This window comes from Elizabethkingia sp. YR214 (assembly GCF_003058195.1).
Classification (GTDB): domain Bacteria; phylum Bacteroidota; class Bacteroidia; order Flavobacteriales; family Weeksellaceae; genus Elizabethkingia.
Map to the genome: position 1 here is coordinate 60,946 of NZ_QBUH01000001.1, position 25,567 is coordinate 86,512.

The 25,567-nt window shown below is 35.4% G+C and carries 22 protein-coding genes and 1 riboswitch; of the genes, 6 read left to right on the top strand and 16 right to left on the bottom strand.

Translation table 11 applies throughout. The features are described from left to right. Nucleotides 1-14: 14 nt before the first annotated feature. Both C8J95_RS00260 and smpB read right to left on the bottom strand, forming a co-directional pair. Nucleotides 15-1,490: an OmpA family protein gene (locus C8J95_RS00260; protein ID WP_107807147.1), complete on the bottom strand. Its 1,476-nt coding sequence runs from the start codon at nt 1,488-1,490 to the stop codon at nt 15-17. 67 nt (nt 1,491-1,557) lie between these two features. Then, nucleotides 1,558-2,016 (bottom strand): SsrA-binding protein SmpB, encoded by a 459-nt coding sequence (smpB, locus tag C8J95_RS00265; protein ID WP_024565639.1) that lies wholly within the window; start codon nt 2,014-2,016, stop codon nt 1,558-1,560. 88 nt (nt 2,017-2,104) lie between these two features. Here smpB and C8J95_RS00270 point away from each other — a divergent pair, with 88 nt between their 5' ends. Next, nucleotides 2,105-3,727 (top strand): ABC-F family ATP-binding cassette domain-containing protein, encoded by a 1,623-nt coding sequence (locus C8J95_RS00270; RefSeq protein WP_107807148.1) that lies wholly within the window; start codon nt 2,105-2,107, stop codon nt 3,725-3,727. Nucleotides 3,728-3,791: 64 nt separating this feature from the next. Here the strand turns inward: C8J95_RS00270 and C8J95_RS00275 are convergent, their stop codons facing one another. Continuing rightward, nucleotides 3,792-4,604: a M48 family metallopeptidase gene (locus C8J95_RS00275; protein WP_107807149.1), complete on the bottom strand. Its 813-nt coding sequence runs from the start codon at nt 4,602-4,604 to the stop codon at nt 3,792-3,794. Nucleotides 4,605-4,749: 145 nt separating this feature from the next. On the opposite strand from C8J95_RS00275, the gene recJ reads away from it, so the two are divergent. The 4 genes from recJ to C8J95_RS00295 all read left to right on the top strand — a co-directional run bounded on the left by recJ (nt 4,750) and on the right by C8J95_RS00295 (nt 10,059). Continuing rightward, on the top strand, nt 4,750-6,459 hold the full coding sequence (gene recJ / locus C8J95_RS00280) for a single-stranded-DNA-specific exonuclease RecJ (RefSeq protein ID WP_107807150.1): 1,710 nt from the start codon (nt 4,750-4,752) through the stop codon (nt 6,457-6,459). A 19-nt stretch (nt 6,460-6,478) separates the two neighbouring features. Further along, complete coding sequence (nadD, locus tag C8J95_RS00285; RefSeq protein ID WP_107807151.1) at nt 6,479-7,063, top strand: nicotinate (nicotinamide) nucleotide adenylyltransferase; 585 nt, start codon at nt 6,479-6,481, stop codon at nt 7,061-7,063. An 87-nt stretch (nt 7,064-7,150) separates the two neighbouring features. Then, nucleotides 7,151-7,495, top strand: coding sequence for a DUF3817 domain-containing protein (locus C8J95_RS00290; RefSeq protein ID WP_107807152.1), 345 nt, complete (start codon nt 7,151-7,153; stop codon nt 7,493-7,495). 230 nt (nt 7,496-7,725) lie between these two features. Beyond that, nucleotides 7,726-10,059, top strand: coding sequence for a TonB-dependent receptor domain-containing protein (locus C8J95_RS00295; protein WP_107807153.1), 2,334 nt, complete (start codon nt 7,726-7,728; stop codon nt 10,057-10,059). Between the two features lie 83 nt (nt 10,060-10,142). Here C8J95_RS00295 and ctlX read toward each other — a convergent pair whose 3' ends face one another. The 8 genes from ctlX to C8J95_RS00335 all read right to left on the bottom strand — a co-directional run bounded on the left by ctlX (nt 10,143) and on the right by C8J95_RS00335 (nt 22,148). Continuing rightward, nucleotides 10,143-11,066 carry a citrulline utilization hydrolase CtlX gene (gene ctlX, locus C8J95_RS00300; RefSeq protein ID WP_107807154.1) on the bottom strand — a complete coding sequence of 308 codons (924 nt, stop codon included), beginning with the start codon at nt 11,064-11,066 and terminating at the stop codon, nt 10,143-10,145. Nucleotides 11,067-11,153: 87 nt separating this feature from the next. Then, complete coding sequence (locus C8J95_RS00305) at nt 11,154-12,440, bottom strand: O-acetylhomoserine aminocarboxypropyltransferase/cysteine synthase family protein (protein ID WP_107807155.1); 1,287 nt, start codon at nt 12,438-12,440, stop codon at nt 11,154-11,156. Between the two features lie 135 nt (nt 12,441-12,575). Further along, a riboswitch (SAM riboswitch) is annotated at nt 12,576-12,675 on the bottom strand. Between the two features lie 65 nt (nt 12,676-12,740). After that, complete coding sequence (locus C8J95_RS00310; RefSeq protein ID WP_107807156.1) at nt 12,741-13,658, bottom strand: dimethylarginine dimethylaminohydrolase family protein; 918 nt, start codon at nt 13,656-13,658, stop codon at nt 12,741-12,743. Nucleotides 13,659-13,881: 223 nt separating this feature from the next. Continuing rightward, entirely contained in the window at nt 13,882-16,233 is a 2,352-nt protein-coding gene (locus C8J95_RS00315; protein ID WP_107807157.1) for a TonB-dependent receptor domain-containing protein, read from the bottom strand. 108 nt (nt 16,234-16,341) lie between these two features. Beyond that, nucleotides 16,342-17,373, bottom strand: a complete 1,032-nt coding sequence (locus C8J95_RS00320; RefSeq protein ID WP_107807158.1) for an AraC family transcriptional regulator — start codon at nt 17,371-17,373, stop codon at nt 16,342-16,344. 145 nt (nt 17,374-17,518) lie between these two features. Beyond that, nucleotides 17,519-18,805 (bottom strand): citrate synthase, encoded by a 1,287-nt coding sequence (locus C8J95_RS00325; protein WP_034871574.1) that lies wholly within the window; start codon nt 18,803-18,805, stop codon nt 17,519-17,521. Between the two features lie 70 nt (nt 18,806-18,875). Further along, entirely contained in the window at nt 18,876-20,171 is a 1,296-nt protein-coding gene (gene eno / locus C8J95_RS00330) for a phosphopyruvate hydratase (protein WP_059155895.1), read from the bottom strand. Nucleotides 20,172-20,261: 90 nt separating this feature from the next. After that, nucleotides 20,262-22,148 (bottom strand): beta-galactosidase family protein, encoded by a 1,887-nt coding sequence (locus tag C8J95_RS00335; protein WP_107807159.1) that lies wholly within the window; start codon nt 22,146-22,148, stop codon nt 20,262-20,264. 218 nt (nt 22,149-22,366) lie between these two features. Between C8J95_RS00335 and C8J95_RS18620 the strand changes: the two genes are divergently transcribed. Continuing rightward, entirely contained in the window at nt 22,367-22,525 is a 159-nt protein-coding gene (locus C8J95_RS18620; protein ID WP_158267933.1) for a hypothetical protein, read from the top strand. Between the two features lie 72 nt (nt 22,526-22,597). On the opposite strand, the gene rplQ is transcribed toward C8J95_RS18620, so the two are convergent. From rplQ to rpsM, 5 genes are read right to left on the bottom strand one after another with little or no spacing between them, the layout of a single operon-like run. After that, a complete protein-coding gene (rplQ, locus tag C8J95_RS00340; RefSeq protein ID WP_059155897.1) occupies nt 22,598-23,113 on the bottom strand; it encodes a 50S ribosomal protein L17 in 516 nt (171 codons plus the stop codon). A gap of 9 nt (nt 23,114-23,122) precedes the next feature. Continuing rightward, nucleotides 23,123-24,118, bottom strand: coding sequence for a DNA-directed RNA polymerase subunit alpha (locus tag C8J95_RS00345; protein ID WP_009087283.1), 996 nt, complete (start codon nt 24,116-24,118; stop codon nt 23,123-23,125). A gap of 30 nt (nt 24,119-24,148) precedes the next feature. Next, on the bottom strand, nt 24,149-24,754 hold the full coding sequence (rpsD, locus tag C8J95_RS00350; protein ID WP_034871579.1) for a 30S ribosomal protein S4: 606 nt from the start codon (nt 24,752-24,754) through the stop codon (nt 24,149-24,151). A gap of 24 nt (nt 24,755-24,778) precedes the next feature. After that, a complete protein-coding gene (rpsK, locus tag C8J95_RS00355) occupies nt 24,779-25,168 on the bottom strand; it encodes a 30S ribosomal protein S11 (RefSeq protein WP_009087288.1) in 390 nt (129 codons plus the stop codon). Between the two features lie 11 nt (nt 25,169-25,179). Further along, nucleotides 25,180-25,557: a 30S ribosomal protein S13 gene (gene rpsM, locus C8J95_RS00360; RefSeq protein ID WP_009087290.1), complete on the bottom strand. Its 378-nt coding sequence runs from the start codon at nt 25,555-25,557 to the stop codon at nt 25,180-25,182. Nucleotides 25,558-25,567: the final 10 nt, after the last annotated feature.

The following is a 25,567-nucleotide window of genomic DNA, read 5'->3' on the forward strand; positions in this document are numbered from 1 at the left end:
TGAAAAAACTTTAATTATTTTTTCTTTTTGATAACTTTTTTAGAAGATTTTTTCACTCCTTTTTTTACTGGCTTAACAACAGTAACGTCATCTTTTTTGTAAGTAGCCCACTCAGTATCACCAGAGATAGCTCTTACTTCAACTTTTCTATCTTTTTGTCTTTCAGCATCAGACGCTGTAGCAGGAACGGTAGCTTCTTTAGCACCTACACCTACAGATTTCAAGTTAGCTCCGTTTACACCTCTAGCTTCAAGAGCTTTAACCACAGAAGCAGCTCTTTGTCTAGATAATTTCAAGTTGTAAGCAGCGTTACCTTTAGCATCTGTGTAACCAGTCACTAAGAAGTTTTCAGCTTTAGCTCCTTTGATAATCGTAGCAGCAGCATCTACTTTAGAAAGAGATCCAGACTGGATAGTCGCTTTGTTGAAATCGAATAAGATATCTTTAAGCTCTGTATTTACTGTTACAGATGTTGGAGGACATCCTTGGTACTCAGGAACACCTGGTACATCTGGACATTTATCATCTTTATCAGGGATACCATCACCATCTCTATCTGGCCAAGGACAACCTTGATTTTCTACTGGACCAGGTACGTTAACACACTTATCGTCTTTGTCTAACACACCGTCACCATCTGTATCTGGCCAAGGACAACCTTGGTTTTCTTTTGGACCAGCAACTTCAGGACATTTATCGTCGATATCTGGAATACCATCACCGTCAGTATCTGGACATCCTTGGAACTCAGGTAATCCTGGAGTATCTGGACATCTGTCATCTTTATCAGGGATACCATCCTTATCTCTGTCTCTGTTACCAAATCTGAATAATAGAGATGCAGAAGCTTGCCAGAAGTTAGCAACTACAGACTTATCACCTGGAGTAGTTACATAATCTCCTTGGATACCAAGACCGAAGTTTTTAGTAATCCAGAAGTTAGATCCTAAACCTGTAGATAAAGCGAAGAAATTCTTCTTTCCTGTTAGATCACCATTACCATTGTAAGTTGGGTAATAGTTAGCACCCATAGCATCTGTTCGAGGGAAAGTTAACCCAGAATAGTCATGTCTAAGGTAGTTAGCTCCAACTCTTGCATATGGATCAAACCAAGACTCTTCATTCCATAGACTGTTGAATTTGAATTGAAGACCTAAACCAGCCATCAAGAAAAATTCTTTATCCATGTCAAATTTCTTGTTTCCAACATTACCTACAGAAGCCTGTAAGTCAACAACTAAATATTTGTTGATATTTCTAGCAACAGTTAATTTAGATAATGGTGGAGTAATAGAGAAATTATTCAAATTAAATAGCCTCTTAGTCAGATTCTGAGCTCCGAAGGTATTTGAGAAATTGTTAGCTTGTGCTTTGTGGTTTTCACCATGTGCACCCACACCAATTAACCACGGATTGCTCGTAGTCTGTGCGAACGCAGTAGTGGCTACCGTAAGTGCCAATGCTGTAATTCCTAGTTTTAAATTTTTCATAGAATTAAATGATTAAATAATTGATAATGCAAAATAAATATAAAAATACGTATTAAACAAAGTTTTTTTAAAAATTCTTTCGAATTCTGCTTAGATTTCTATCAGATTCACGCTTTTTAATAGATTCACGTTTGTCAAATAGTTTCTTTCCTCTTCCAAACCCAATAAGGAGTTTAGCTCTACCTTTATCATTTATATATAATTTTAAAGGTATTATTGTAAACCCTACATCTTTTACTTTTTTCTCCAAACGGGAAAGTTCTCCTTTATGTAATAACAACTTTCGATCGCGTTTCGCCTTATGATTATAAAATGATCCCATCTTATACTCATCAATCATCATATTGACCACCCAAAGTTCACCGTCTTTCATCTGGCAAAAACTTTCCGCAATTGATGCTTTAGAAGAACGCAATGACTTTATTTCGGTTCCGTACAAAACAATACCTGCTTCATATTCTTCAAGTATTTCATACTCGAAGCGAGCTCTTCTGTTTACAATATTAACAGTTCTTTCAATTTTCATACCAAAATTTAACAAAACACTAACATTTTTCCTCGAAGACATATAATCGGGAAATCTTTCGTATTTTTGCACAAATTTACAAAAGTATATGTTAACAGTTTCAAATTTATCTTTACAGTTCGGAAAAAGAGTACTTTTTGATGACGTCAATATAAAATTCACAAAAGGAAATTGCTATGGTATCATTGGTGCTAATGGTGCAGGTAAGTCTACTTTCCTGAAAATACTTAGTGGAAAACAGGAAGCCACAACAGGTAATGTATCTCTGGAGCCAGGGAAAAGAATGTCAGTTTTGGAGCAGGATCACTTTGCTTACGACAACTTCACTGTACTGGAAACCATTATGCGTGGAAACAAAAAATTATTTGACATCAAAGAAGAGATGGATGCTTTATATGCAAAACCAGATTTTTCTGATGAAGACGGGATTAAAGCGGGAGAACTAGGTGTTGTTTATGACGAAATGGGTGGATGGACAGCAGAAACCGATGCACAAACCATGCTTTCAAACGTTGGGATTAAAGAAGACATGCATTATAAAATGATGTCTGAATTAGAAAACCAGGATAAAGTACGTGTTCTATTAGCACAAGCTCTTTTTGGAAACCCGGATGTGCTTATCTTGGATGAGCCTACCAATGACCTGGACATCGATACTATTGCATGGCTAGAGGATTTCTTAGCAGGTTACGAAAATACCGTTATCGTTGTATCTCACGACCGTCACTTCTTAGATGCCGTTTGTACACACATTGGAGATTTAGATTACTCTAAACTTAACCTTTATACAGGTAACTATAGCTTCTGGTATCAGGCATCACAATTAGCAACAAAGCAAAGAGCTCAGGCTAATAAGAAGGCTGAAGAGAAGAAAAAAGAATTACAGGACTTCATCGCACGATTCAGTTCTAACGTTGCAAAAGCTAAACAGGCTACAGCACGTAAGAAAATGATCGACAAATTGAATATTGAGGATATTAAACCTTCTTCCAGAAGATACCCTGCAATTATTTTTGAACAAGAAAGAGAAGCAGGAGATCAGATCCTTGAGGTAAAAGATCTTGAAAAAACGAAAGATGGCGAGTTATTATTCTCCGGAATTAACCTAAATCTAAAGAAAGGTGATAAAATTGCCGTTCTTTCAAAAAACTCTATGGCTATTACTGAGTTCATGGAGATTATTACTGGAAATGACACTGCAGATAAAGGTACGTTTAATTGGGGTGTAACCACGAAACAGAGTTATATGCCATTGGATAATACAGATTTCTTCAAAGAAAATATTAGCCTTGTAGACTGGTTACGTCAGTTCGTTCAAACCGATGAAGAAAGACATGAGGAATATGTAAGAGGGTTCTTAGGGAAAATGTTATTCTCAGGTGATGAAGCATTAAAATCGTCCACGGTTCTTTCTGGGGGTGAAAAAATGCGCTGTATGTTTAGTAGAATGATGCTGCAGAAAGCAAACATCTTAGTTCTTGATGAGCCTACTAACCACTTGGATCTTGAAAGTATTACAACATTGAACAACACATTGGAGAACTTTAAGGGAACTCTTCTACTTTCATCTCATGACCACGAAATGCTTCAGACAGTTTGTAACCGTATTATTGAATTAACTCCAAAAGGAGTTATTGACAGATACATGACTTATGACGAGTATCTTGACGATAAAAAAGTTAAAGAGTTAAGAGAACAATATTACGCTTAATCAATTCTATAATATAAGAGAAAATTAAAAGGATGATCAGTTGATCATCCTTTTAATTTTAAGTTTATTTCGTCAGTTTTGTTGTCGGAATTGTTACTGTACCCGGATCTTTCCATAATCCATCTTTTTCAGCTTTTTTCTTAATCACATCAGCTCTTTTTACGCTATCTGGATGTGAATTAAACATTTTCTGAAAACCACTTTGCTTATCTCCCTGCTCCGACAATAATGCTAATTTTTTGAATGCGGTATACTCCGCTACAACATTATAACCATTCTTTTTCATAAAATCATATGAATAAACATCTGCCTCAGATTCCTGTTTTTTGCTATGGGCAGCATCCATCATTTCGTTGGCCATTTTCCCTAGTTGGCTTTCGTTTAAAGTCGCCACTGTTCTGGATGTAGCAGATGCAGCATCAAGAGCTGCAGCCTTCATGTATGCACTCTTCATAGCATCTTTAGTATCTTCATTCTTCACGTGTCCAATTTCATGGCCAATCACCGCAAGAATTTCATCATCAGTCATAATATCCATTAGAGAAGAGAAAACTCTTACACTTCCGTCTGCACAAGCAAAAGCATTAATATCTTTTACTTTGTAAACTTTATAGTTTAGGTTTAATCCGTCTTGTGTTTTATGTTTTCCGAAAAGCTTATTCAATCGAATTGTATATGGATCTTTTGGTCCAGCTACCGCATTATTTTTATCCATCCATTCCACTGCTTCTTTGGAAAGATTAATAGCATCTGCATTACTAAAAGTTAGGGCCTTTAACCCTTTTCCTGCAACATCTGTGATTTTGCCCAAGCTAATTTGAGCATTTGACATTGAAAAAGCGCCCAGTATTAATGCGCCTGCAATAATTCTTTTCATTTTATAGTATTTTTAAGTTGTTCGCGCAAGATACAATTTTTAAACACCACCCAGTGATTTAAATAAGCAATTTTCTATTACTACAAAATTAATTTTGGTAAAACTATTAAGACATACACTTTTTATTTCCTATATTTGTTACCCTATGATGCAACGATGGATCTACAAACCGACCCCTTCCGAAGACGTAATAGATAGTATCAGCTCTTCGCTGGGATTTGGTTATTTAGCATCCAAAATTCTGGTTATGCGGGGTATAGATTCTTACCAGAAAGCCAGAGAATTCTTCAAGCCGAAATCGTCTGATATCCACAATCCTTTTCTGATGGTAGATATGCAGAAAGCAGTAGATAGAATTGCTACAGCTATCGAAAACGGAGAAAAAATATTAGTCTTTGGAGATTATGATGTAGACGGTACAACTGCCGTTGCATTAATGTACTTATACCTTAGCAAAATCTGTGACAAGAAATATTTAGATTTTTATATTCCGGACAGAAATCTGGAGGGTTATGGCGTTTCCACTGAGGGGATAGATTATGCAAAAGAAAATGATTTTTCATTAATCATTGCATTAGACTGCGGCATCAAGTCTGCAGACAAAGTTGACTATGCTAATAGTCTAGGAATTGACTTTATCATTTGCGACCACCACCTTCCCGGTGATGAGATTCCGAAAGCAGCAGCTGTTCTTGATCCTAAGCGAAAGGACTGTGAATATCCTTATAAGGATCTTAGTGGTTGTGGTGTTGGTTATAAACTTTGCCAGGCACTGAATACAATCTATAAAATTTCGGATCACGAATTACAAGATCTAACAGATCTTTTGGCAATAAGTATTGCTGCAGATATTGTTCCTATAACTGGTGAAAACAGAGTGTTTGCCAAAATGGGGCTCAATAAACTGCGTAAAACAAAAAAACAGGGGTTAAAGATTTTAATTCCTTACGAAAAGCTTCAGAACTTTACAATTTCAAATATCGTTTTTGAAATTGCTCCTAAAATTAATGCGGCTGGTAGAATTTCTCACGGGAAGGCTGCCGTAGAGTTAATGATTGCAGAAAATGCTAAACAGGCCCACCTCATCGCTGATCAGATTGTCAATCTAAACGATGAGAGAAAGGAATTGGACAGTAATATGACCCAGCAGGCAATTGATCAGGTTATTGAGACAAAACAAGAGGAAACATTCAGTACAATTGTTTATCAGTCTGAATGGAATAAAGGCGTAATTGGTATTGTTGCATCCAGACTAATCGAATTATATTACAAACCAACGCTCGTATTTACAGATGGTACTAATGGTGAAATGGTTGCTTCAGCTCGTTCTGTAGCAGACTTTGATCTTCACAATGCACTAGATGTGTGTTCAGATTTATTTTTAAAATTTGGAGGACACCGTGCAGCAGCCGGGTTGTCTATGGAGAAAAAGCATTTTGAAGCATTTAAAACAAAATTTGAAGAGACCGTAAAAAACTCAATAAAGGAGCATCAGAAAACTCCAAGCATTGAAATTGATGCTGAAATTTCTCTGAACGATTTAACTAATGATTTTTTCCAGTTCCATAGATGGCTGGCTCCTTTTGGCCCTGAAAACATGAAACCTGTTTTGGTAATTAAAAATGCCAGAGTAAGTGGCCATGTAAGGAAAATAGGAAAGCAAAGTTCCCATCTGAAATTTAATATAGTTCAGGATTCTTCCAGAAAAGGAATAGAATGCCTGGCCTTCAAAATGGGAGAACATGCCACTGACTTCAAAACCAAAACTTTTGATATTGCATTTACTATTGAAGAGAACCATTGGAAAGATAATCTAACTTACTATCTCAATGTAAGAGATGTTATTTTTCATTAATTTTTTCTAAAATTGCATCATGAAAAAAGTAGGTTTATTTTTTGGTTCTTTTAATCCTATTCATATTGGGCATCTTATTTTATCCAATTATATTCTGGAAAATACAGATCTGGAAGAAATATGGTTTGTAGTAAGCCCCCAGAATCCCTTTAAGTCTAAAGCCAATTTACTGGATGAATACAATCGTCTGGAAATGGTAAATCTTGCAGTAAAAAGCTATCCAAAACTAAAGGCTTCGGATATTGAATTCAGCCTCCCCCGCCCTTCTTATACGATAGATACTTTAACCTATCTACACGAAAAATTTCCAGATCATGGATTTTGTCTTATCATGGGAGAAGACAATCTGGAGAGTCTTCCTAAATGGAAAAATTATGAACAACTAATCGCCCAACATGAATTAATTGTTTATCCTCGAGTATTCGCGGAAAAGAAAAATACAGATCAGTATCTCCAGGATGTTAATATACACCTTGTAAAAGCTCCCATTGTAGAGCTATCTGCCACGGAAATAAGAGATATGATTAAGGCCGGTAAAAATGTACGTCCAATGCTACCACCAGAAGTTTTTGAATATCTGGAGGGAAGTAATTTTTATAAATAAATTAGAGCCAGAAGCATTTTCAATTACAGAGAAGCTAACAACAATCAGCTGCTAATTCTAACAACTAATCATTATCTTTGCAGCAGAATGGAATTTATCAACCGCTATTTCAGTAAATACCCCGAAGAAACAATTATCAAATGGTTTAAAAACATTTGTATTGCAGAGGCCGTTTCATGTTTTCTGCTTTATTGTATAGCCATGGTATGGAAGCGTTATGATCCGGACGGATTATTATCCACAATTTTCATTATTGTTGTTGGTAACATTCACGGTCTATTTTTTACACTATACTTACTTTTATGTCTTCCTGCCAGAAAAATTTATAACTGGGATGACGAAGATTTTGTTTTCGCACTTTTAGCTGCCCTATTCCCTTTTGCAACCATTTGGGTAGACAAATCTCTAGCAAAAAAAAACAGAGAAGAATAATTTTTTCACTTTAACATGTAACAATTTTAACCTCTCAATTGTCTAATTGATAAAGAGGTAATTTTCTGTAGTTAATTTTTATATCTGATAATCAATGAGTTAAATTCAGTATTAAAAATATTTTACTACTTTGTATTGCATAATACTAATTTATAATTATATCTTTGCCATGTAAAATATTAGATAATAAAAAATACTAAGCACTAATTAACACCTAAAATAAACTTGCTATGAAACGATTAATCTTCTCTATAGGAATTCTGGGGAGTATCCTGGTAACAGCACAGCAATCCAAAAAAGATACAGCCACCACAAAAAAGATTGAGGAAGTAACACTTACAAAGAAAGTCTTTCAGAAAAAAACAGACAGATTTGTTTATGACGTAGCAGCATCTCCTGTAGCAAAAGGAAATACAGCTCTTAATCTTTTAAAAGAAACACCATTAGTTTCTACAACAGATGATAAAACACTAAAAATTGCTGGTAAGTCTAACGCTATTATTTTTATCAACGGAAGAAAAACTCAAATGGATGCAGATGCTCTTGCGGCGTTTTTGAAAAATACTCCCGCAGAGAATATCCAGAAAATAGAAGTGATTACGATGCCTGGAAGTGAATATCAGGTAGAATCATCAGACGGAATTATCAACATTATACTTAAAAAAAGAGCTGATAACGGATTAAATGGAAATCTGAGAATGACAAATAATCAGGGACGTTTCAATAATCCCGGAGCAGGAGTTTCCGTCAATTACAGAAAAGATAAACTCGGTATAAGTTCTAGTTTTAATACAAGTGACTGGACATCATACCAAACATATCTATTAAGAAACGGTAACGAGCGTTCAACAAACCAATCACAAGGTTCTGTTAACGATCCGAATAAAAACTATGGCGGTTATCTGAATGTTGACTATGCACTAACTGACAATAGTAACTTGGCATTAAGCTATAATACCTGGTATAATAAAAGCTTTGCATCTACGTCCGACTTGTTCAATACAGTAAAATTCCTGGATGATAAGAATAAGTGGCAAAGCAGATATAATTGGACGAAAAGCTATGAAAATGCCCAATCCTATAATAATTCTGTCAATTTAAATTATGAATTAAAGACAGATTCTTTAGGAAGTAAATTAAATGTGAATGCTGCTTACCTGAACTACCACAGAGGGCAGAATAGTACCAATACAACAATAAATGCTAACCAAAATGGAGATATCATTTATAGAAATTCTGGCACGCCAGATATAATGACCAATATTGTACAAAGCACGCCCCAGATGATCAATAATTTTTCAGGAATGGTGGACTATGTACAAAAGTTTAAGAATGATTTTACACTAAGTGTTGGTGGAAATTACAATCACACCAAAACTGATAACGATACTAAATCCTATACAGACAATTGGAATGCTAAGGATAATAAATATGACAGAGTATATAACCCTAATCATTTTATTTATACTGAAAATATTTATGGTCTCTATCTGACATTGGATAAAAAGTTCTCGGATAAATTTAGCGGAAAAGTTGGTGCCCGCTATGAAATAACCAATAGTGTTGGAGAATCATCGAATGCTGCAGATCCAAGTTTGAGCAAAATCAAAAGAGATTACAACAATTTTCTTCCATACTTGAGTCTGAATTATGCAATTAACAAGGATAATAATATTTCTTATGCATTTTCAAGCAGAATGAGAAGACCTTCTTTCTGGGAGCTAAACCCTGTTAGAACTTATCTGACACAATATAACTATATCCAGAATAATCCTTTTGTAAAGGCATCATCGACTTACAATCAGGAGCTGACTTATATGTACAAAAACTCATATTATTTCATTGTAGGGCATAGTTTCTATAAGGATGTTATTACACAGGTTCCTTTACAGAGAGAAAGAACAGTAGATGTGATTAAACTTGATGCAAATAATAACCCTGTTATAGATCCGGCAACCAACAATCCTGTTACCTATCCTACTACGATTAATGAGCTTCGTTACATCCGTACCAATTTCGGAAATAAACAAGAGCTTAATTTTACTGTAGGAATGCAAAAAAGCTTCTTCAAGGGATACTGGACTACAACTCTTAATGTAGGTGTTCTAGTCAATATTAACAAAGGATATCTGGACACAGATCCGTTGAATGGGGACAAGTTCATCCCATATATTAACAACGTAAATTCAACAAGTTTAAATCTTCAGGCCAATAACAATATTCGTCTGGATAAAGCTAAAACGTGGTATGCAGGTATCAATTACTGGTTTGTAGATAAACAACAAATAGAGTTGGGACAACTAGGTGCATTAGGAAGCTTAGATCTTAGTCTGAAAAAAATATGGGGAGACTGGACCTTTATGGCTACTGTATACGACGTATTAGATACAAATAAAGTAATCATTAACGATCCAAAACTTAACGGAAGCTTTAATTATGTAAACAACTATATGTACAGACGCCAACTGGATTTATCCATCACTTATAATTTCGGAAATAAGAAAGTTAAAAAAGTACGTGATATAGAAGCTGCTACTGATGCTATAAAAAACAGAACAAAATAAATCAAACCAATATCAAACTATATTTTTCACGAAACGCGCCGCAGGCAAAGCCTGCGGCGCGTTTATTTTTATATATTATATCTTTATTTTTTCGGAAGAAAAACTTCAGCCATCATACAACGGGCACTACCACCACCATTCTTTTCTATTGTATGAAGATCCGAATGTAATATCTCGGCATGTGCTTCTATAGTTTGAATCTGCCTTGAGGTAAGACTCTTATATGCACATTCACTCATTACTAAAAATTTATGCCCTTCATTATTCCTTACTTCAAGCATATTACCCGCAAAATTCTGCATTTGTTCTTCAGAAATTTCAATTACTTCTTTATGATTTTCCGTAAGGGCTTTTTCTACCAATTCTCTTTCTGTAGTATCATCAATTGTATCCAGACAAATTACAGCATAGTCACTTCCTACACACATCATAACATTTGTATGATAAATCGGAAGTCTTTCTCCGTTTACAGACTGGAAAGAATGAAATACTACAGGTTCATAACCAAATTCAGCACACCATTTTCTGAAAATTTCTTCATCCAGACGTAATGAAATAGCTCCGTAAGCAATTTTATTTTCACGATCCAAAATCATACTCCCGGTTCCTTCCAAAAATTTGTTTTCTGCTTCAAATACTGAATAATCTTTAACAGCAGCAATGCTAAGTCCTTTTTCGGACAATTGATCTAAAATATCATTTCTGCGTTCCAGTCTTCTGTTTTCAGCAAACATTGGATATAAAATTACAGTACCATCCTGATGGAAACTCACCCAGTTATTTGGGAAGATAGAATCTGGCGTATGTGGGTCCAAGGTATCCTTTACAGTAATTACATTCACCCCTTTGCTTCTAAGCTTATCTACAAAAGCATTAAACTCTCTCAGTGCTTCAGATTGTGTTTCTTTAGATTCATCATTTACCTGAAAATAATTATTTACCGCCGTTTGTGCATTAAATCCAAATGCAATAGGCTCTATCATTAAAATCGTATCAGTTGACTGCATAATATTTATTATAGAGCAAAAATAAAAAAGTTCCGTCGAATCTCTTCAACGGAACTGTTAATAAAAGTAAAGTAAGTACGAATATTTTTAAAATGCCTGTGCAAAATCTGCTATAATATCATCTATATGCTCGATTCCGACACTTACACGTATTTGGCCTGGTTTAATTCCTGCAGCAGCTTGTTGTTCATCACTTAACTGTTCATGTGTGGTAGACGCCGGATTAATTACTAATGTTTTAGCATCTCCTACATTAGCTAAATGACTTGCTAATTTTAGAGAATTAATAAGTTTCACGGCTGCTTCTTTTCCGCCTTTTACCTCAAAATTCAGAACTCCGCCAAAGCCTCTCTTCAGGTATTTATCTGCATTTGCTTTATCTGTAAAGTTGGAAAGTCCCGGATAAATAACACTTTCTACATCAGGATGCTGCTCCAGATATTCAGCCAGCTTTTGTGCATTCTGCACAATTCTTTCCAATCTTAAAGAGAGTGTCTCTAATCCTTGTATTAGCTGAAAAGAATTAAATGGGGACAGTGCCGGACCAAAATCGCGTAGCCCTTCTACCCTCGCTTTAATAATAAAGGCAATATTTCCGAAAGGAGAATTCTTACCAAAAACATCTGTAAACACCAAGTCATGATATCCTGGAGAAGGCTCCGATAATAATGGAAATTTCCCGTTTGACCAGTCAAATTTCCCGCTGTCAACTATTATTCCTCCAACGCTGCTACCATGCCCACCAATCCATTTAGTAGCCGATTCCACAATAACAGAAGCTCCATATTCAAATGGGTTAAAAAGAAAACCACCGGCACCAAAAGTATTGTCGACAATTAACGGAATTTGGTGTTTCTCGGCTACTTTAGCAATAGCCTCAAAATCAGCTACATTTAACGTTGGATTACCGATGGTTTCAATATATAGAGCTTTAGTATTTTCATCGATCAGCGCTTCAAAATCTTCAGCATTATCATCTTTAGCAATACGGGCATCAATTCCCAGTTTTTTGAAGCTTACAGTAAACTGATTATAGCTTCCTCCATACAAATACGGTGAGCTTACAAAATTATCTCCTTGCTGAAGGATATTAGTTATAGCAATAAATTGTGCCGCATGTCCTGAAGAAACTGCCAGAGCTCCTGCTCCACCATATAAAGCTGCAATTCTTTTTTCAAAGACATCTGTGGTTGGATTCATAATCCGGGTATAGATATTTCCAAAAGCTTTCAGACCAAAAAGATCTGCGGCATGTTGTGCATCATTAAAAGTATAAGATGTTGTCTGGTAAAGTGGAACAGCACGGCTGTTAGTATCTTTATCCACTTCGTGCCCTGCATGTACCTGTAACGTTTCGAATCTGTAGTTACTCATAATATCTTGTTTTTTTAGTTATCTATTAGTTCAGACTTATCCAAGAAATGAGTAAATGCCGGAGAATAAAAAAACTCTTCCGACAAGTCGAAAGAGTTTTGAGTATTTTGTTATAAATATTTCAAAATTTTTTCAGACTTATCTTTCCCTTTTTTTGGGGTTGAATGTGGCACCTTACTTTTGCAGGTTGCCAAGACTTCACCGGGTCAATTCCCTCCGTCTTTCTGGATAAGTAAATGGATTTGCATGTAAATCCTCGACAAAAGTAGTAGATATTATTTATATCTGCAAATAAAAAATTTATTTTTCTCTCACCAAAGGCATTGTAGAACAACGTAAAAGTCCTCCCATCTTGGAAACTTCTCTATATGGAATTTCTTCTACTGTAAAATTCCACTTTTCTCTCAGGTGTTGATTCAGTCTTGTAAAGGAACCGTCTGTTACAACGATATCGTGGTCTATTGAGAAAATATTTGGTACCATTGCTACCATTTCTTCGTTATTGATAACAAAGCAATTTTCTTCGCCAAAAATATCTAACAGCAATTGGTAGTCACTTTCTTCTACGAAACCGTCTTTATAAATAACGCACTTATCTTTCCCTATAGGATTAAATGTACAATCGAGGTGCAGAATTCCTTTCTTTGGATTTTTGTCATCTTTTTTCAGATCAAGATCTATAATCCTTTTATGAGGGAAATATTCCTTTAGTATTTCTATTGCATATTCGTTAGTACGTGCTGTTTTATAACTTCTGTAGTCCTGGCTGTAGCATGTTCCTACAAACAAAAAGTCATTCCATACAATAACATCACCACCTTCTATATGAGCACTTTCCGGCAGATTGATAATATTTCTCCACGGAACTTTTTCAAATATTTTTCTGTAAGCCTCTTGCTCATCTGCTCTGTCTTCAATGATATTGGAAATAATCATTTTGTCGTCGATAACAAAAGCAACGTCTCTGGAGAAAACCTGGTTGTAATCTTTAATAATTTCGGGACGGAAAACTTCTACATTATATTTATGGAGTACTTTTTCAAAAGCATTCATCTCCGATATAATATCCTTCTCTACGGGGTAGATTTCTTTTTTAATGCTCTGATAAGATTTAGCATCATAAGAGTCTTTTAACTCCGGAGTATCTCCCATTGACTGAGGTTGTCCCAAGACAACACTTCTTAGTCTCGCCGTTTCATTTGTAATGTTTAGCTTCATAAATAAAAACTAGAAACGCAAATCTAAACAAATCAGAAATCTTCCACAAATGGAGTACTTTAGGATAATAATTCACTTTTAGAGTTATATTTTGTATTAAAAATGCTACTTGTATAAACCAAATCATGTTTAAAACAAAACAGAAGATATTTTATCTAAATTTGGATCATATTTTAACTTTATATGAATTTTTTATCCACATAAATACTTTTTACTTGGCATTTTATCGTGCTCTGCTTTCTTCTTCACTTCTTTTAAGTTCTTTAGATTCATATTTTGAGGAACCAAAATTATAACTTAATGCAAAAACTATTTTCCGAAGATCATTCCAATGTCGAAACCGATTATTCATAATTTCTTTGTGTCGGAAGATTGCTGTCTGCGCAAAACTGTCAAAAACATTATTAAAACTTAATGTTGTATTTAGTTTATTATCAAGCCAATTTTTCTGTATTGATAAATCAACTGTATAGCGGGATTTATAAATGTAAAGACTATTTCCTGACCGAGATTCAAAATGCGAAAAAACATTAGCTGTATATCCTTTAGGAAGTGTAAATGTCTGATTTATTCTTAGGGTATATGAATAAAGACTTTTCGTAAAAACTGTATCTAAATAAGGTCTGTATTCATAATTATAGTTACCTGTCCATTGTGTATTAACGTTCCACCATTTTGTCAGTTTTATCGGGAATGAAATTTCCAGAGCTGCAAAATCCTGATAAGGCAAGTTTGTCCCCAAATATTCTAAAACATTAGTGTCCGGGTGATAGACAGGATATCTTACAATAACATCATTTTCTCTTCCGACGATTAAGGAGGTGATAAAGTTTTTTTCACGAAATGTTGCCTTTAACTGGCTGGTAACGGAGGGAAGTAAATAAGGATTTCCTATCCAATAATTAAGCGGGCTAAAGTATACCCGAAAAGGATTAAGCTGTGAAAATGGAGGTCTTGTCATTCGCTTGCTATATGATAAAGACAACTCAGTCGAGTTATTTATAGCATAGCCTATATTAAGTGATGGAAGCCATTTGGTATAACTTCTGCTAACAACCGAATCCATCGTTATCGCATTAGAAATACTATTCGTATGCTCAACTCTCAAGCCACCATTAATGCTGAATTTCCCAAATTTTTGACTGTAAGAAATATAGCCTGCATAAATTTTTTCTTTGTATAAAAAGACATTACTCCTTCCTGGATCATATTCAAATTTCTGGCTAGAAGAAAGTGTATCATAACGTATATTATTATGTGTCTCCGAGGAACTGAATTTTAATCCCGCCTCCAGACTGGAACTCCCTATTTTTTTGGAAAGATCGGTTTGCAAAGTCAGTATATCTACTTTATTAAGCAAGTCTGATTTCCAGTGAGATAATTTTGCCTCCGACAGCTTATCTCTGTCAATAAAATCATCATTCTGATTGTTTTTTACTGACAGGTAATTCCCAATTGCATTGAACTCAAAATTATTTTTACTGAAAGAGTAATCCAGGATTGCGCCTGTGTTATTCTGGTGATAATTAATAGGATTTTCGCTTCCGGTAGCTGAAACTATATCAATATCATCATTTTTACGGGTCAATAATTCACCAATTCTATTTCTTTGGTCATAGCGGTCATTTTTCCTAAATGTTAGGCCAATTTTGTTATAATCATTTATTCTAAAATCTAATCCGGCTTGAAAACTATATACCCGCCAGAACATTTTCTGGTATATATTGGTTCTCATAACATTGGTATTTGCCAAATGTTGCAGTGCATTATACTTATAGGTATTGATTCCGTTATTATAACCTAGTACTAGTTTATAAGCAACTCTGCTTGTATTATAAGAAATATTCAGATTATTTTCAACAAATACTGTTTTGTTTATCTGAAGGTTTCCCGAATAACTCCCCCGTAAGCCAAGTTGATTGTTCTTTTTAAGTTTAATGTTTACAATTCCCTTTATTTCCGCATCATATCTGGAAGAAGGATTTGATATTATTTCTACAGTGTTCACCATTTCCGGAGTCAGTGTCTTCAAATAGTTCTGTAATTCCTGAGCGCTCATTACTAATGGTTGTCCGTCTACAAAAATATTTGCTGTATTTCTCCCTATCATTACAGCGTTATCTTCACCCAAGCTAACTCCCGGTGTCTTTCGCAGAACATCTATAAGATTAACAGCCGTTTTTAAATCTTTATTTCCGGAAACAGAATACTCAGGATTACCATTATTCAACTGCACGCTTTTTCTACCCTGAATTGTTACTTCGGAAATCGTAGAAACAGTTGGGTGAAGTGAAATATTCTGATTATTTGTAAAGTTTTCGATCTTCATCGGATCGAATCCATCTGCTGCAATCAAAAGATAAAAAGCAGGAGAAATATTTTGTGAAAAACTAAAAACACCCAATGAATCTGTAATCGTTTTCTGTGCAAGTGTATCTGAAGATTTAAATAACTGAATTTCTGTATTTGTCACCGGTCTTCCATTTTCTGCATGAATAATTTTCCCCCGAATAGATTGTGCAGTAATACTTACTGATAGAAGAAATAAGATAATACCCCAAAATTTTGTAGTCATAGTTTTGATTTTGATGACTCAAAAATATCGGAACGAAGTGTGGAAGCAGGCCTGGATTTTAAATATGGAAGTCCGGAATTATAATTTCAGACTTATCAGCACTTATTTTCAATTAGCTGAAGAGTTTCTGTAAAGTTGCGGTGTGGCGTTTTTTATTTTTTTGAAAGTCGAGAAAAAGGTTGATTTCGAATTAAAACCGACTTCATATCCTATCTCTTCAATTTTAAGAAATGAGTCGGAAATAATTATTCTACAAGCTTCTTCTATTCTGTATTCATTAACATAGATAGAAAAGCTTTTACCTAAATTATCATTGAGAAGCTGTGAAAGCTGATGTGTAGAGATATTCATTTTGGATGCAAGGTCACTTAGCTTCAGATTAGGATTTTTATACAGCTCTTCTGTATACATCAATTGGTCTAATCTGTTTACAAAATTATCTGCTCTCTCATCAGATATTTTTTTGTTAGAATACTTACCAATTTCCTTCAGACTTAGTGTATGATATTTGCGATTAAACAGAATAAGAAAGTTGGCATACAAAATAAATGAAAATACCAGACTTCCGCTCAGACAATAAATTTCTACTATTTCGATGGAAATAAGTTCGTATACCGAGAAAATGATAACATTACTAACCAGAACCGGGAGTATAAATTTGCTCAGATTTCTTGAATACTTTTTCGACAGGATGTAATACTGATAAACTGAAAGTAAAACAAACGCCATCCATACACCATAAACAAAAGCCCCGAAATATTGCATCCATGTAACCGGAAAAATAAGATATAGAAAGCCTACAATCCCCAAAACAATAGTTAAAGTACCAAAGTTATTTTTACATTTTCTTATATTAAACTTCTCTTGCTGAAAGGATGATAATACAAAATAATACAATGCCGGGCCTACGAAATAAAGTGCTGCAAGCCCTAAATGCGGTATAATCCTGGGCAAGTCCTGTTCAAAATAAAAGCATACAGATATTCCGACTCTAATACTGAGCATTAATAGAAGAAGCCCCAAAAAGAAGTTCGGAATATATTTTAGCTTTCTTACAAACAAAAGATAGCTCCCCAACAGCAATCCATTAAAAGCTCCTATTGTGCTAAAGAAGAATAAAATCTGCTGCCCTATAGTCATTGTACATAAGCTTATTATATATCATAAAAATACTAATTAATTGTATTCAATTTTAAATTACCGGAACTTTTATTGTTTGGGTATAAATAAAAAGAATCCCAAAATAAATTTTGGGATTCTGATTTATGATATTCTTTGAGGAATATTATCTGTTTTCCATAGGAACATAGTTTCTTTCCTTTGCACCTTGATAAACTTGTCTTGGTCTTCCGATTGGATCTCCTTTCAATCTCATTTCTTTCCATTGAGCGATCCATCCAGGTAGTCTTCCTAATGCAAACATTACTGTAAACATTTCTGTAGGAATTCCTAAAGCTCTGTAAATAATACCAGAATAGAAATCTACATTTGGATATAGTTTTCTTTCTACGAAGTAATCGTCTTCCAAAGCTACTTTTTCTAATTGCATTGCAATATCTAAAGCTTTGTCCTGTATTCCTAATTTACCTAGGATATCATCAGCTGCCTTTTTAATGATTTTAGCTCTTGGATCAAAGTTTTTATAAACTCTATGTCCGAAGCCCATTAAACGGAAGTTATCATTTTTATCTTTAGCTTTTGCTACATACTTGGATACATCACCACCGTCTTTGTCAATCATTTCAAGCATTTCGATTACTGCCTGATTAGCTCCTCCGTGAAGAGGTCCCCAAAGTGCAGAAACACCTGCTGAAATAGAAGCAAAAAGACCAGTGTGAGCTGAACCTACCATTCTTACTGTAGAAGTAGAACAGTTTTGCTCGTGATCAGCATGAAGAATTAATAGCTTATCTAATGCACCTACTACAACAGGATCTAATTCAAATTCCTCATTTGGTAATCTGAATGCCATTTTGTAGAAGTTTTCAACATAATTAAGTTTGTTGTCTCCATGGTTCAATGGTAATCCCTGAGTTTTTCTGTAAGTCCAAGCACAAAGGTGAGCAAACTTAGCAATCATTAGTTCAGCAGCATGGTCAAGATCTTCTTTAGAGCTTACATCTACAGCTTTCGGATTGAATGCTGTAAGTGCAGAAGTTAAGGAAGATAATACGCCCATAGGGTGAGCTGAACGAGGGAAAACATCGATAATTTTCTTCATCTCGTCAGCAATGAAGTTATATTTCTTTATGTTGCTTTCAAAACCACTGAATTGTTCTTTGTTTGGTAATTCGCCATTTAATAGCAAATACATTACTTCAGTGAAATTAGATTTCTCAGCAATTTGATCAATCGGATAGCCTCTGTAGAACAATTCTCCCTGATCACCATCTAGGTAAGTAATTTCGCTAATTGTAGCTCCTGTATTTTTATAACCTAAATCTAAAGTGATAAGACCAGTCTGGTCTCTTAGCTTGGAGATATCGATTCCTCTATCTCCCAGAGTGCTTTCTACGATCGGATACTCATAAGCCTGTCCATCATAGTTTAGAACAACTTTATTGTCTGACATATTATTTTGATTTATTTGTCTAAAAATACTCTATTTTGCAGAATACTGCAAGGAGAGATACTTTTAATTGTTATTTTCTATTGATCTTGAAGGCGTCAAAACCTGGATAGATTGCAGTCTCTCCAAGAGCTTCTTCAATTCTAAGAAGTTGGTTGTACTTCGCCATTCTGTCTGAACGTGAAGCAGATCCTGTTTTAATTTGTCCACAGTTTTGTGCTACTGCCAGGTCTGCAATAGTAGCATCTTCAGTTTCTCCTGAACGGTGAGACATTACTGTTGTATAACGGTTATTTTGTGCCATTTGTACAGCTGCCATTGTTTCAGAAAGAGAACCAATTTGGTTTACTTTTACAAGGATGGAGTTTGCAATACCTTCGTCGATTCCTTTTTTCAAACGTTTTACATTAGTTACAAAAAGGTCATCTCCTACTAATTGTACTCTGTCTCCGATTTTATCAGTAAGCAATTTCCAACCTTCCCAGTCATCTTCCTGCATACCATCTTCGATAGAGATAATCGGATATTTGTTACATAATTCTGCTAAGTAAGATACCTGCTCTTCGCGTGTTCTGTGCGCTCCTTTATCTCCTTCGAATTTTCTGTAATCGTAGATACCATCTTTGTAGAATTCTGAAGAAGCACAGTCTAATGCTAACATAATATCTACACCTGGCTTATATCCTGCTTTTTCAATTGCCTGAAGTAACGTATCCAGACCATCCTCTGTACCGTTGAAAGTTGGTGCGAAACCACCTTCATCTCCTACAGCTGTAGAAAGATTTCTTCCTTTAAGGATAGATTTAAGGCTGTGGAAAATTTCAGTTCCTTTTCTCAATGCATGAGAGAAAGAGTCAGCTTCAACCGGCATAACCATAAATTCCTGGAATGCGATTGGCGCGTCTGAGTGAGATCCTCCGTTGATAACGTTCATCATCGGGACAGGAAGCGTATTAGCATTAACACCTCCAACATATTTATAAAGTGGCATTCTTAGTTCTGCAGCAGCAGCTTTAGCAGCAGCCAGAGATACTCCAAGAATAGCATTTGCACCAAGTTTTGCTTTATTAGAAGTACCGTCGATATCTATCATCACGGCATCCAATAAGTTTTGTTCAAACACAGATAATCCTACTAATTCAGGTGCAAGAATCTCTCTAACATTTTCTACTGCTTTCAATACTCCTTTCCCAAGGAATTCTGCGCCGCCATCACGTAATTCAACAGCCTCATGTTCTCCTGTAGAAGCACCGGAAGGAACTGCTGCTCTTCCCATTGCTCCGCTTTCGGTAAACACATCCACTTCAATTGTCGGGTTGCCACGAGAATCCAAAATCTGTCTGGCATCGATGTAAGAAATATAACTCATTTTTAGTTTTTTTAAGTCTAACAAATTTATTAAAAACAAAATGGATAAGGAAAAATCTTATCCATTATTTTATGTATAAAGCAATAATATTTATGGTTTTACTAACTGATCCAATATAGGTGTTTTAACAGTTGAGACAGTACTTTGTATCTTTTGGTTTAGCTGATCAAAAATGATAATCTCATTCTTACCTTTCTTCAGCCATACTCCCGGAATGTAAAGCGTCTGTTGCGGTCCCACTTTCCAAAAACGTCCAATATTTCTACCATTTACAAAGATTACACCTTTACCCCAGTTTTGCATATCGATAAAAGTATCTCCGGTTTCACTCAATTCAAATTCCCCTTGGTATAATACAGGAACATCTTTCAGTTGTGCCTGCTTACTTGCTTCAACAGGTTTCGCCTTGATTGTTGATGCGAACTGATCAGGGAAAGGTAATTTCGTCATTTCCCAATTGCCTGTAATTTCTGTATCTCCAATCTTAACTGCAGAAATAATACCCTTTGTATTTTCATTAATACGGGAACCATAGTTAATTCTTCCCCAGTTTTCTACTAAAATCTCTAATGTAGAGTTAAACGGGATATCAATTGGCATTGTATACTGGTTATAGTATCTGTTCAGTTCTCCTACTTTTTCTCCGTTAATATAAATAGTTGCATAATCGCGAAGTCCTTTTAAGTCAAGAGTACCACTAATCGGTTGGTTGAAATGACGGCGGTAAAGCACATACCCATGCCCTTGATTAAGCTCTTCAAAGGAAAGAGGCTTGTCACCTTTTACAACTTGCTGTCCTTCTGCATAGCTGAAGAAGTTGTACAACTTGCCTAGTTTAATATCTTTAATATCGATTACTTTTATTGGTGCCGGTACTTCCGGAAGCTTGGCTTTTGTATTTTTTGAAATAACAGCGCGCAAAGAATCGTATTTAGGAGTTCTCCAACCGGCTTCGGTAATAGGAGCGTCATAATCATAAGATGTCAGGTCTGGTTGGATATCATGATTCTTATCGTAGTTTGCTCCGTTAGTAAACCCAAAGTTAGTTCCACCGTGTACCATATAGTAGTTAAAGGAAACATCATTTTTAAGGTATTTATCTGTCTGACGTGCTACAGTACTTGCATCTACTCTTGGAAATTTCTCTGCCCAGTGTCCCAACCATCCAGGATAGAATTCAGCAACCATATAAGGTCCCTGATTGTTATTATACTGATTCACCACTTTTTTAAGATTCTCAATATTATCTTCTCCATTGGCAGTAGGTAAAGCACCTACAACACTACCTCCTTCGAATAACCATGATCCATCTGAAGTAAACATAGGTACACTAAATCCGGCATCTTTAAGCTGTTTTACAATCTTTGCATTATATGTACGGTGACTTGCAAGTGGAATATCTTTTCGCTGTGCCACAAATGAACCAAATTCGTTCTCTGCCTGCACCATAATAACAGGCCCCCCATTAGTAATTTGAAGGTCTTTTACCTGATTGTATAATTGTGTAATATATTTCTGGGTTTCTGCAAGGAACTGGTCGTTGTCTTCACGGATCTTTAGTCCTTTAATATTTTGAAGCCACCATGGATAACCCCCAAACTCCCATTCGGCACATACATATGGACCAGGTCTTATAATTACATATAATCCAACTTCCTGTGCGGTTTTTATAAATTTCTTCAGATCTTTTTCTCCGGACCAGTTCCATTTCCCTGGGCTTTCTTCATGGTAATTCCAGAAAACATAAGTTGTAACGGCATTTAGTCCCATTGCCTTCATCATTTGAAGACGATGCTTCCAGTATTCTTGCGGAATTCGGGGATAATGCATTTCTCCGGAGTGAATGGAGAATGGTTTTCCGTTTAATAAAAAATGTCCGTTTTTAATCTCAAATGTACTTTTCTTGGATTGAGAAAATATAAGCACATTACATGCAAATAAAACAAACAGGACTAAAAGTCTTTGCAGGTTCTTCATAGGTTAAAAAGTTTTGGCTAAGTTATGGAAATGAAAGGACATAAAAAACACAATCCGCAGATAGTATTTTTATAATTATGAATTTATACCCCTATTCTAGTATTGACTTTTTACACACAAATATTTATTAAAAAAGTATAGACATTAAATGTCATCACTAACATTTAAAAATTTTATTTAAATTCAACAGACCAACCAATTAATTCAAAAGTATTATTATGAAAAGATTATCAAAAACAGATCTGAAACAAATTCAGGGAGCCTCTGCTCCGCCAATGGGAGGAAGGTGCCCAGAAGGTTATTGTCAGTATTACAGTCAGCACGGAGCATGTCTTCCAATTGATCCGGATAAATGCAATCATTTCCCGGCACCTTAGTTTTAGAGACTCTTGTAAAACAAAAAACCGTTCAGAAATCTGAACGGTTTTATTTTTATATCTGAAAGAATATTATTCTTCAGTTTTTTCTTCAGTTGCATCAGCAACTGGAGCTTCAGTTTCTTCAACTTTAGCTTCAGCAACCGGAGCAGCTTCAGCTTTTTTAGTAGTTGTAGCTCTTCTGCTTCTTCTTGTAGTTTTCTTCTCAGCTTCGTTTGGATTGTAAAGCTCGTTGAAGTCAACTAGTTCGATAAGTGCAGTATCTGCAGCATCACCAGGTCTGAAACCAGTTTTGATGATTCTTGTATAACCACCGTTTCTGTTAGCGATTTTAGGTGCTACTGTTCTGAATAGTTCGCTTACTACTTCTTTGTTTTGTAGGTAAGAGAAAACTACTCTTCTATTGTGAGTAGAATCTTCCTTAGATTTTGTAAGGATAGGCTCTACGAATACTCTCAGTGCTTTAGCTTTAGCAACTGTAGTATGGATTCTTTTATGTTCAATTAGGGAACATGCCATGTTTGAAAGCATAGCACTTCTGTGAGAAGCTGTTCTACCTAAGTGGTTGAATTTTTTACCGTGTCTCATTGTTTAGGATTATTTATCAGCGTCCAACTTATATTTACTTACGTCAAAACCAAAGTTAAGTCCTTTGGCATGAACTAGCTCTTCCAGTTCAGTAAGGGATTTCTTACCGAAGTTTCTAAATTTCATTAGATCCGACTTGCTGAAAGAAACTAACTCACCTAATGTTTCAACTTCAGCTGCTTTCAAGCAGTTAAGTGCTCTTACAGATAAATCCATATCTGCAAGTTTAGACTTAAGAAGTTGTCTTGTGTGAAGCGTTTCCTCATCGTACTGAGCAGAAGCTTTAACGGCTTCAGTCTCAAGAGTAATACGCTCATCAGAGAACAACATGAAGTGGTAAATTAATATTTTAGATGCTTCAGTTAAAGCGTTCTGAGGAGTGATAGACCCATCAGTTTCGATATCAAGAATAAGTTTCTCGTAGTCAGTTTTCTGCTCAACACGATAGTTTTCGATACTATATTGTACCTTTTTGATTGGGGTAAAAATAGAGTCGATCGCTATAGTGCCTATCGGTGCATTGTTAGATTTATTTTGATCTGACGGAACATAACCTCTACCTTTCTCAATATTGAAAGTTATCTCAAAGTTAACATCCTTATTAAGAGTACAGATCACTAAATCCGGATTTAATACTTCAAAGCCATTAATAGCTGAAGCAAAGTCACCAGCAGTAATTTCCTCTTTACCCGTCACTTTTACAGAAACCTGCTCTGCCGTAGCACCTTCGGTTTTTGCTTTTAGACGAAGTTGTTTAAGGTTAAGGATGATTTCTGTTACATCTTCAATAACACCAGGGATAGTAGAAAATTCATGCTCTACACCTTCAATTTTGATAGATGAAATAGCAAACCCTTCTAGAGAAGAAAGTAAAACTCTTCTCAATGCATTCCCGATTGTTAAACCGAAACCTGGCTCCAACGGTCTGAATTCGAATTGACCTCTGAAGTCTGTTGAGTTAAGAAGGATTACTTTATCGGGTTTAATAAAAGATAATATTGCCATAATGATTGGTTGAGCAAATTTTCAAAAAGATTATTTAGAATATAATTCGACGATTAACTGTTCTTTGATTTCTTCTGGGATCTGAATTCTCTCAGGAGCACTTACAAAAGTACCAGTTTTAGTTTCGTCATTGTATTGTAACCAGTCGTAGCTAGCCTTAGAAGCTAAAGCATCAGTGATTACTTCAAGAGATTTAGATTTCTCTCTTACAGCAATTACATCACCAGCTTTAAGCTGATAAGAAGGAATGTTAACTAATTCTCCGTTCACAGTGATGTGTCTGTGAGAAACTAATTGTCTTGCTCCTGCTCTGGTTTTAGCAAATCCTAATCTGTAAACTACGTTATCTAATCTGGATTCACAAAGTTGAAGAAGTACTTCACCAGTTACCCCTTTAGATCTTTGCGCTTTGTCATATAGATTAGCGAATTGTCTTTCAAGGATACCGTAAGTATATTTTGCTTTTTGTTTTTCAGCTAACTGAACTGCATATTCAGATTTCTTAGCACCTCTTCTTTTGTTTGGTCCGTGTTGTCCTGGTGGGAATTTTCTTTTTTCAAAGTTTTTATCATCACCATAGATTGCCTGACCGAATTTTCTTGCAATTTTGGTTTTTGGTCCTATATATCTTGCCATTGTCTTAGATTTGTGAGATTAAAATTATACTCTTCTTCTTTTTGGAGGTCTACAACCGTTGTGCGGCATTGGAGTGATATCAACGATTTCACTTACTTCAATTCCTGAGTTGTGGATAGTTCTGATAGCAGATTCTCTACCAGCACCAGGACCTTTTACAAAAACTTTAACTCTTCTAAGACCTGCTTCATAAGCTACCTGAGAACAATTTTCAGCTGCCATTTGTGCTGCAAATGGTGTATTCTTTTTAGAACCTCTGAAGCCCATTTTACCTGCAGATGCCCAAGAGATTACCTCTCCGTTTTTATTTGTCAAAGAAATAATAATATTGTTGAAAGAAGCTTGGATATGTGCCTCGCCTATTGCTTCAACTTTTACTTTTCTTTTTTTAACTACTTTAGTTTGTTTTGCCATGATTCTAACGATTATTTACTTGCCTTCTTCTTGTTAGCAACAGTTTTTCTCTTTCCTTTACGGGTTCTAGAATTATTTTTCGTTCTTTGGCCTCTTAAAGGTAATCCAAGTCTGTGACGTATTCCTCGTTGGCATCCAATGTCCATCAATCTTTTGATGTTCAATTGCTTTTCAGATCTTAACTCTCCTTCAACTTTAATGTTTTCAGAGATGAAGTTTCTGATCGCTGCCAATTCATCGTCATTCCATTCATTGACTTTCTTATCTTCGCTGATACCAGCGCTCTTAAGAATATCAGAAGCTGTGCTTCTTCCTACTCCGTAGATGTAAGTAAGTCCAATTACTCCTCTTTTGTTTTTAGGTAAATCTACCCCTGCAATTCTTGCCATAATTTAATTG

Excerpts from the sequence above, each read along its gene's own strand:
- rpsK (WP_009087288.1), bottom strand. The coding sequence starts at position 25,168 with ATGGCAAAACAAACTAAAGTAGTTAAAAAAAGAAAAGTAAAAGTTGAA.
- eno (WP_059155895.1), bottom strand. The coding sequence starts at position 20,171 with ATGAGTTATATTTCTTACATCGATGCCAGACAGATTTTGGATTCTCGT.
- C8J95_RS00295 (WP_107807153.1), top strand. The coding sequence starts at position 7,726 with ATGAAACGATTAATCTTCTCTATAGGAATTCTGGGGAGTATCCTGGTA.
- rpsM (WP_009087290.1), bottom strand. The coding sequence starts at position 25,557 with ATGGCAAGAATTGCAGGGGTAGATTTACCTAAAAACAAAAGAGGAGTA.
- ctlX (WP_107807154.1), bottom strand. The coding sequence starts at position 11,066 with ATGCAGTCAACTGATACGATTTTAATGATAGAGCCTATTGCATTTGGA.
- C8J95_RS00310 (WP_107807156.1), bottom strand. The coding sequence starts at position 13,658 with ATGAAGCTAAACATTACAAATGAAACGGCGAGACTAAGAAGTGTTGTC.
- C8J95_RS00290 (WP_107807152.1), top strand. The coding sequence starts at position 7,151 with ATGGAATTTATCAACCGCTATTTCAGTAAATACCCCGAAGAAACAATT.
- C8J95_RS18620 (WP_158267933.1), top strand. The coding sequence starts at position 22,367 with ATGAAAAGATTATCAAAAACAGATCTGAAACAAATTCAGGGAGCCTCT.
- rplQ (WP_059155897.1), bottom strand. The coding sequence starts at position 23,113 with ATGAGACACGGTAAAAAATTCAACCACTTAGGTAGAACAGCTTCTCAC.
- C8J95_RS00315 (WP_107807157.1), bottom strand. The coding sequence starts at position 16,233 with ATGACTACAAAATTTTGGGGTATTATCTTATTTCTTCTATCAGTAAGT.
- C8J95_RS00270 (WP_107807148.1), top strand. The coding sequence starts at position 2,105 with ATGTTAACAGTTTCAAATTTATCTTTACAGTTCGGAAAAAGAGTACTT.
- rpsD (WP_034871579.1), bottom strand. The coding sequence starts at position 24,754 with ATGGCAAGATATATAGGACCAAAAACCAAAATTGCAAGAAAATTCGGT.
- C8J95_RS00345 (WP_009087283.1), bottom strand. The coding sequence starts at position 24,118 with ATGGCAATATTATCTTTTATTAAACCCGATAAAGTAATCCTTCTTAAC.
- C8J95_RS00320 (WP_107807158.1), bottom strand. The coding sequence starts at position 17,373 with ATGACTATAGGGCAGCAGATTTTATTCTTCTTTAGCACAATAGGAGCT.
- C8J95_RS00260 (WP_107807147.1), bottom strand. The coding sequence starts at position 1,490 with ATGAAAAATTTAAAACTAGGAATTACAGCATTGGCACTTACGGTAGCC.
- C8J95_RS00305 (WP_107807155.1), bottom strand. The coding sequence starts at position 12,440 with ATGAGTAACTACAGATTCGAAACGTTACAGGTACATGCAGGGCACGAA.
- C8J95_RS00335 (WP_107807159.1), bottom strand. The coding sequence starts at position 22,148 with ATGAAGAACCTGCAAAGACTTTTAGTCCTGTTTGTTTTATTTGCATGT.
- nadD (WP_107807151.1), top strand. The coding sequence starts at position 6,479 with ATGAAAAAAGTAGGTTTATTTTTTGGTTCTTTTAATCCTATTCATATT.
- C8J95_RS00275 (WP_107807149.1), bottom strand. The coding sequence starts at position 4,604 with ATGAAAAGAATTATTGCAGGCGCATTAATACTGGGCGCTTTTTCAATG.
- recJ (WP_107807150.1), top strand. The coding sequence starts at position 4,750 with ATGATGCAACGATGGATCTACAAACCGACCCCTTCCGAAGACGTAATA.
- smpB (WP_024565639.1), bottom strand. The coding sequence starts at position 2,016 with ATGAAAATTGAAAGAACTGTTAATATTGTAAACAGAAGAGCTCGCTTC.
- C8J95_RS00325 (WP_034871574.1), bottom strand. The coding sequence starts at position 18,805 with ATGTCAGACAATAAAGTTGTTCTAAACTATGATGGACAGGCTTATGAG.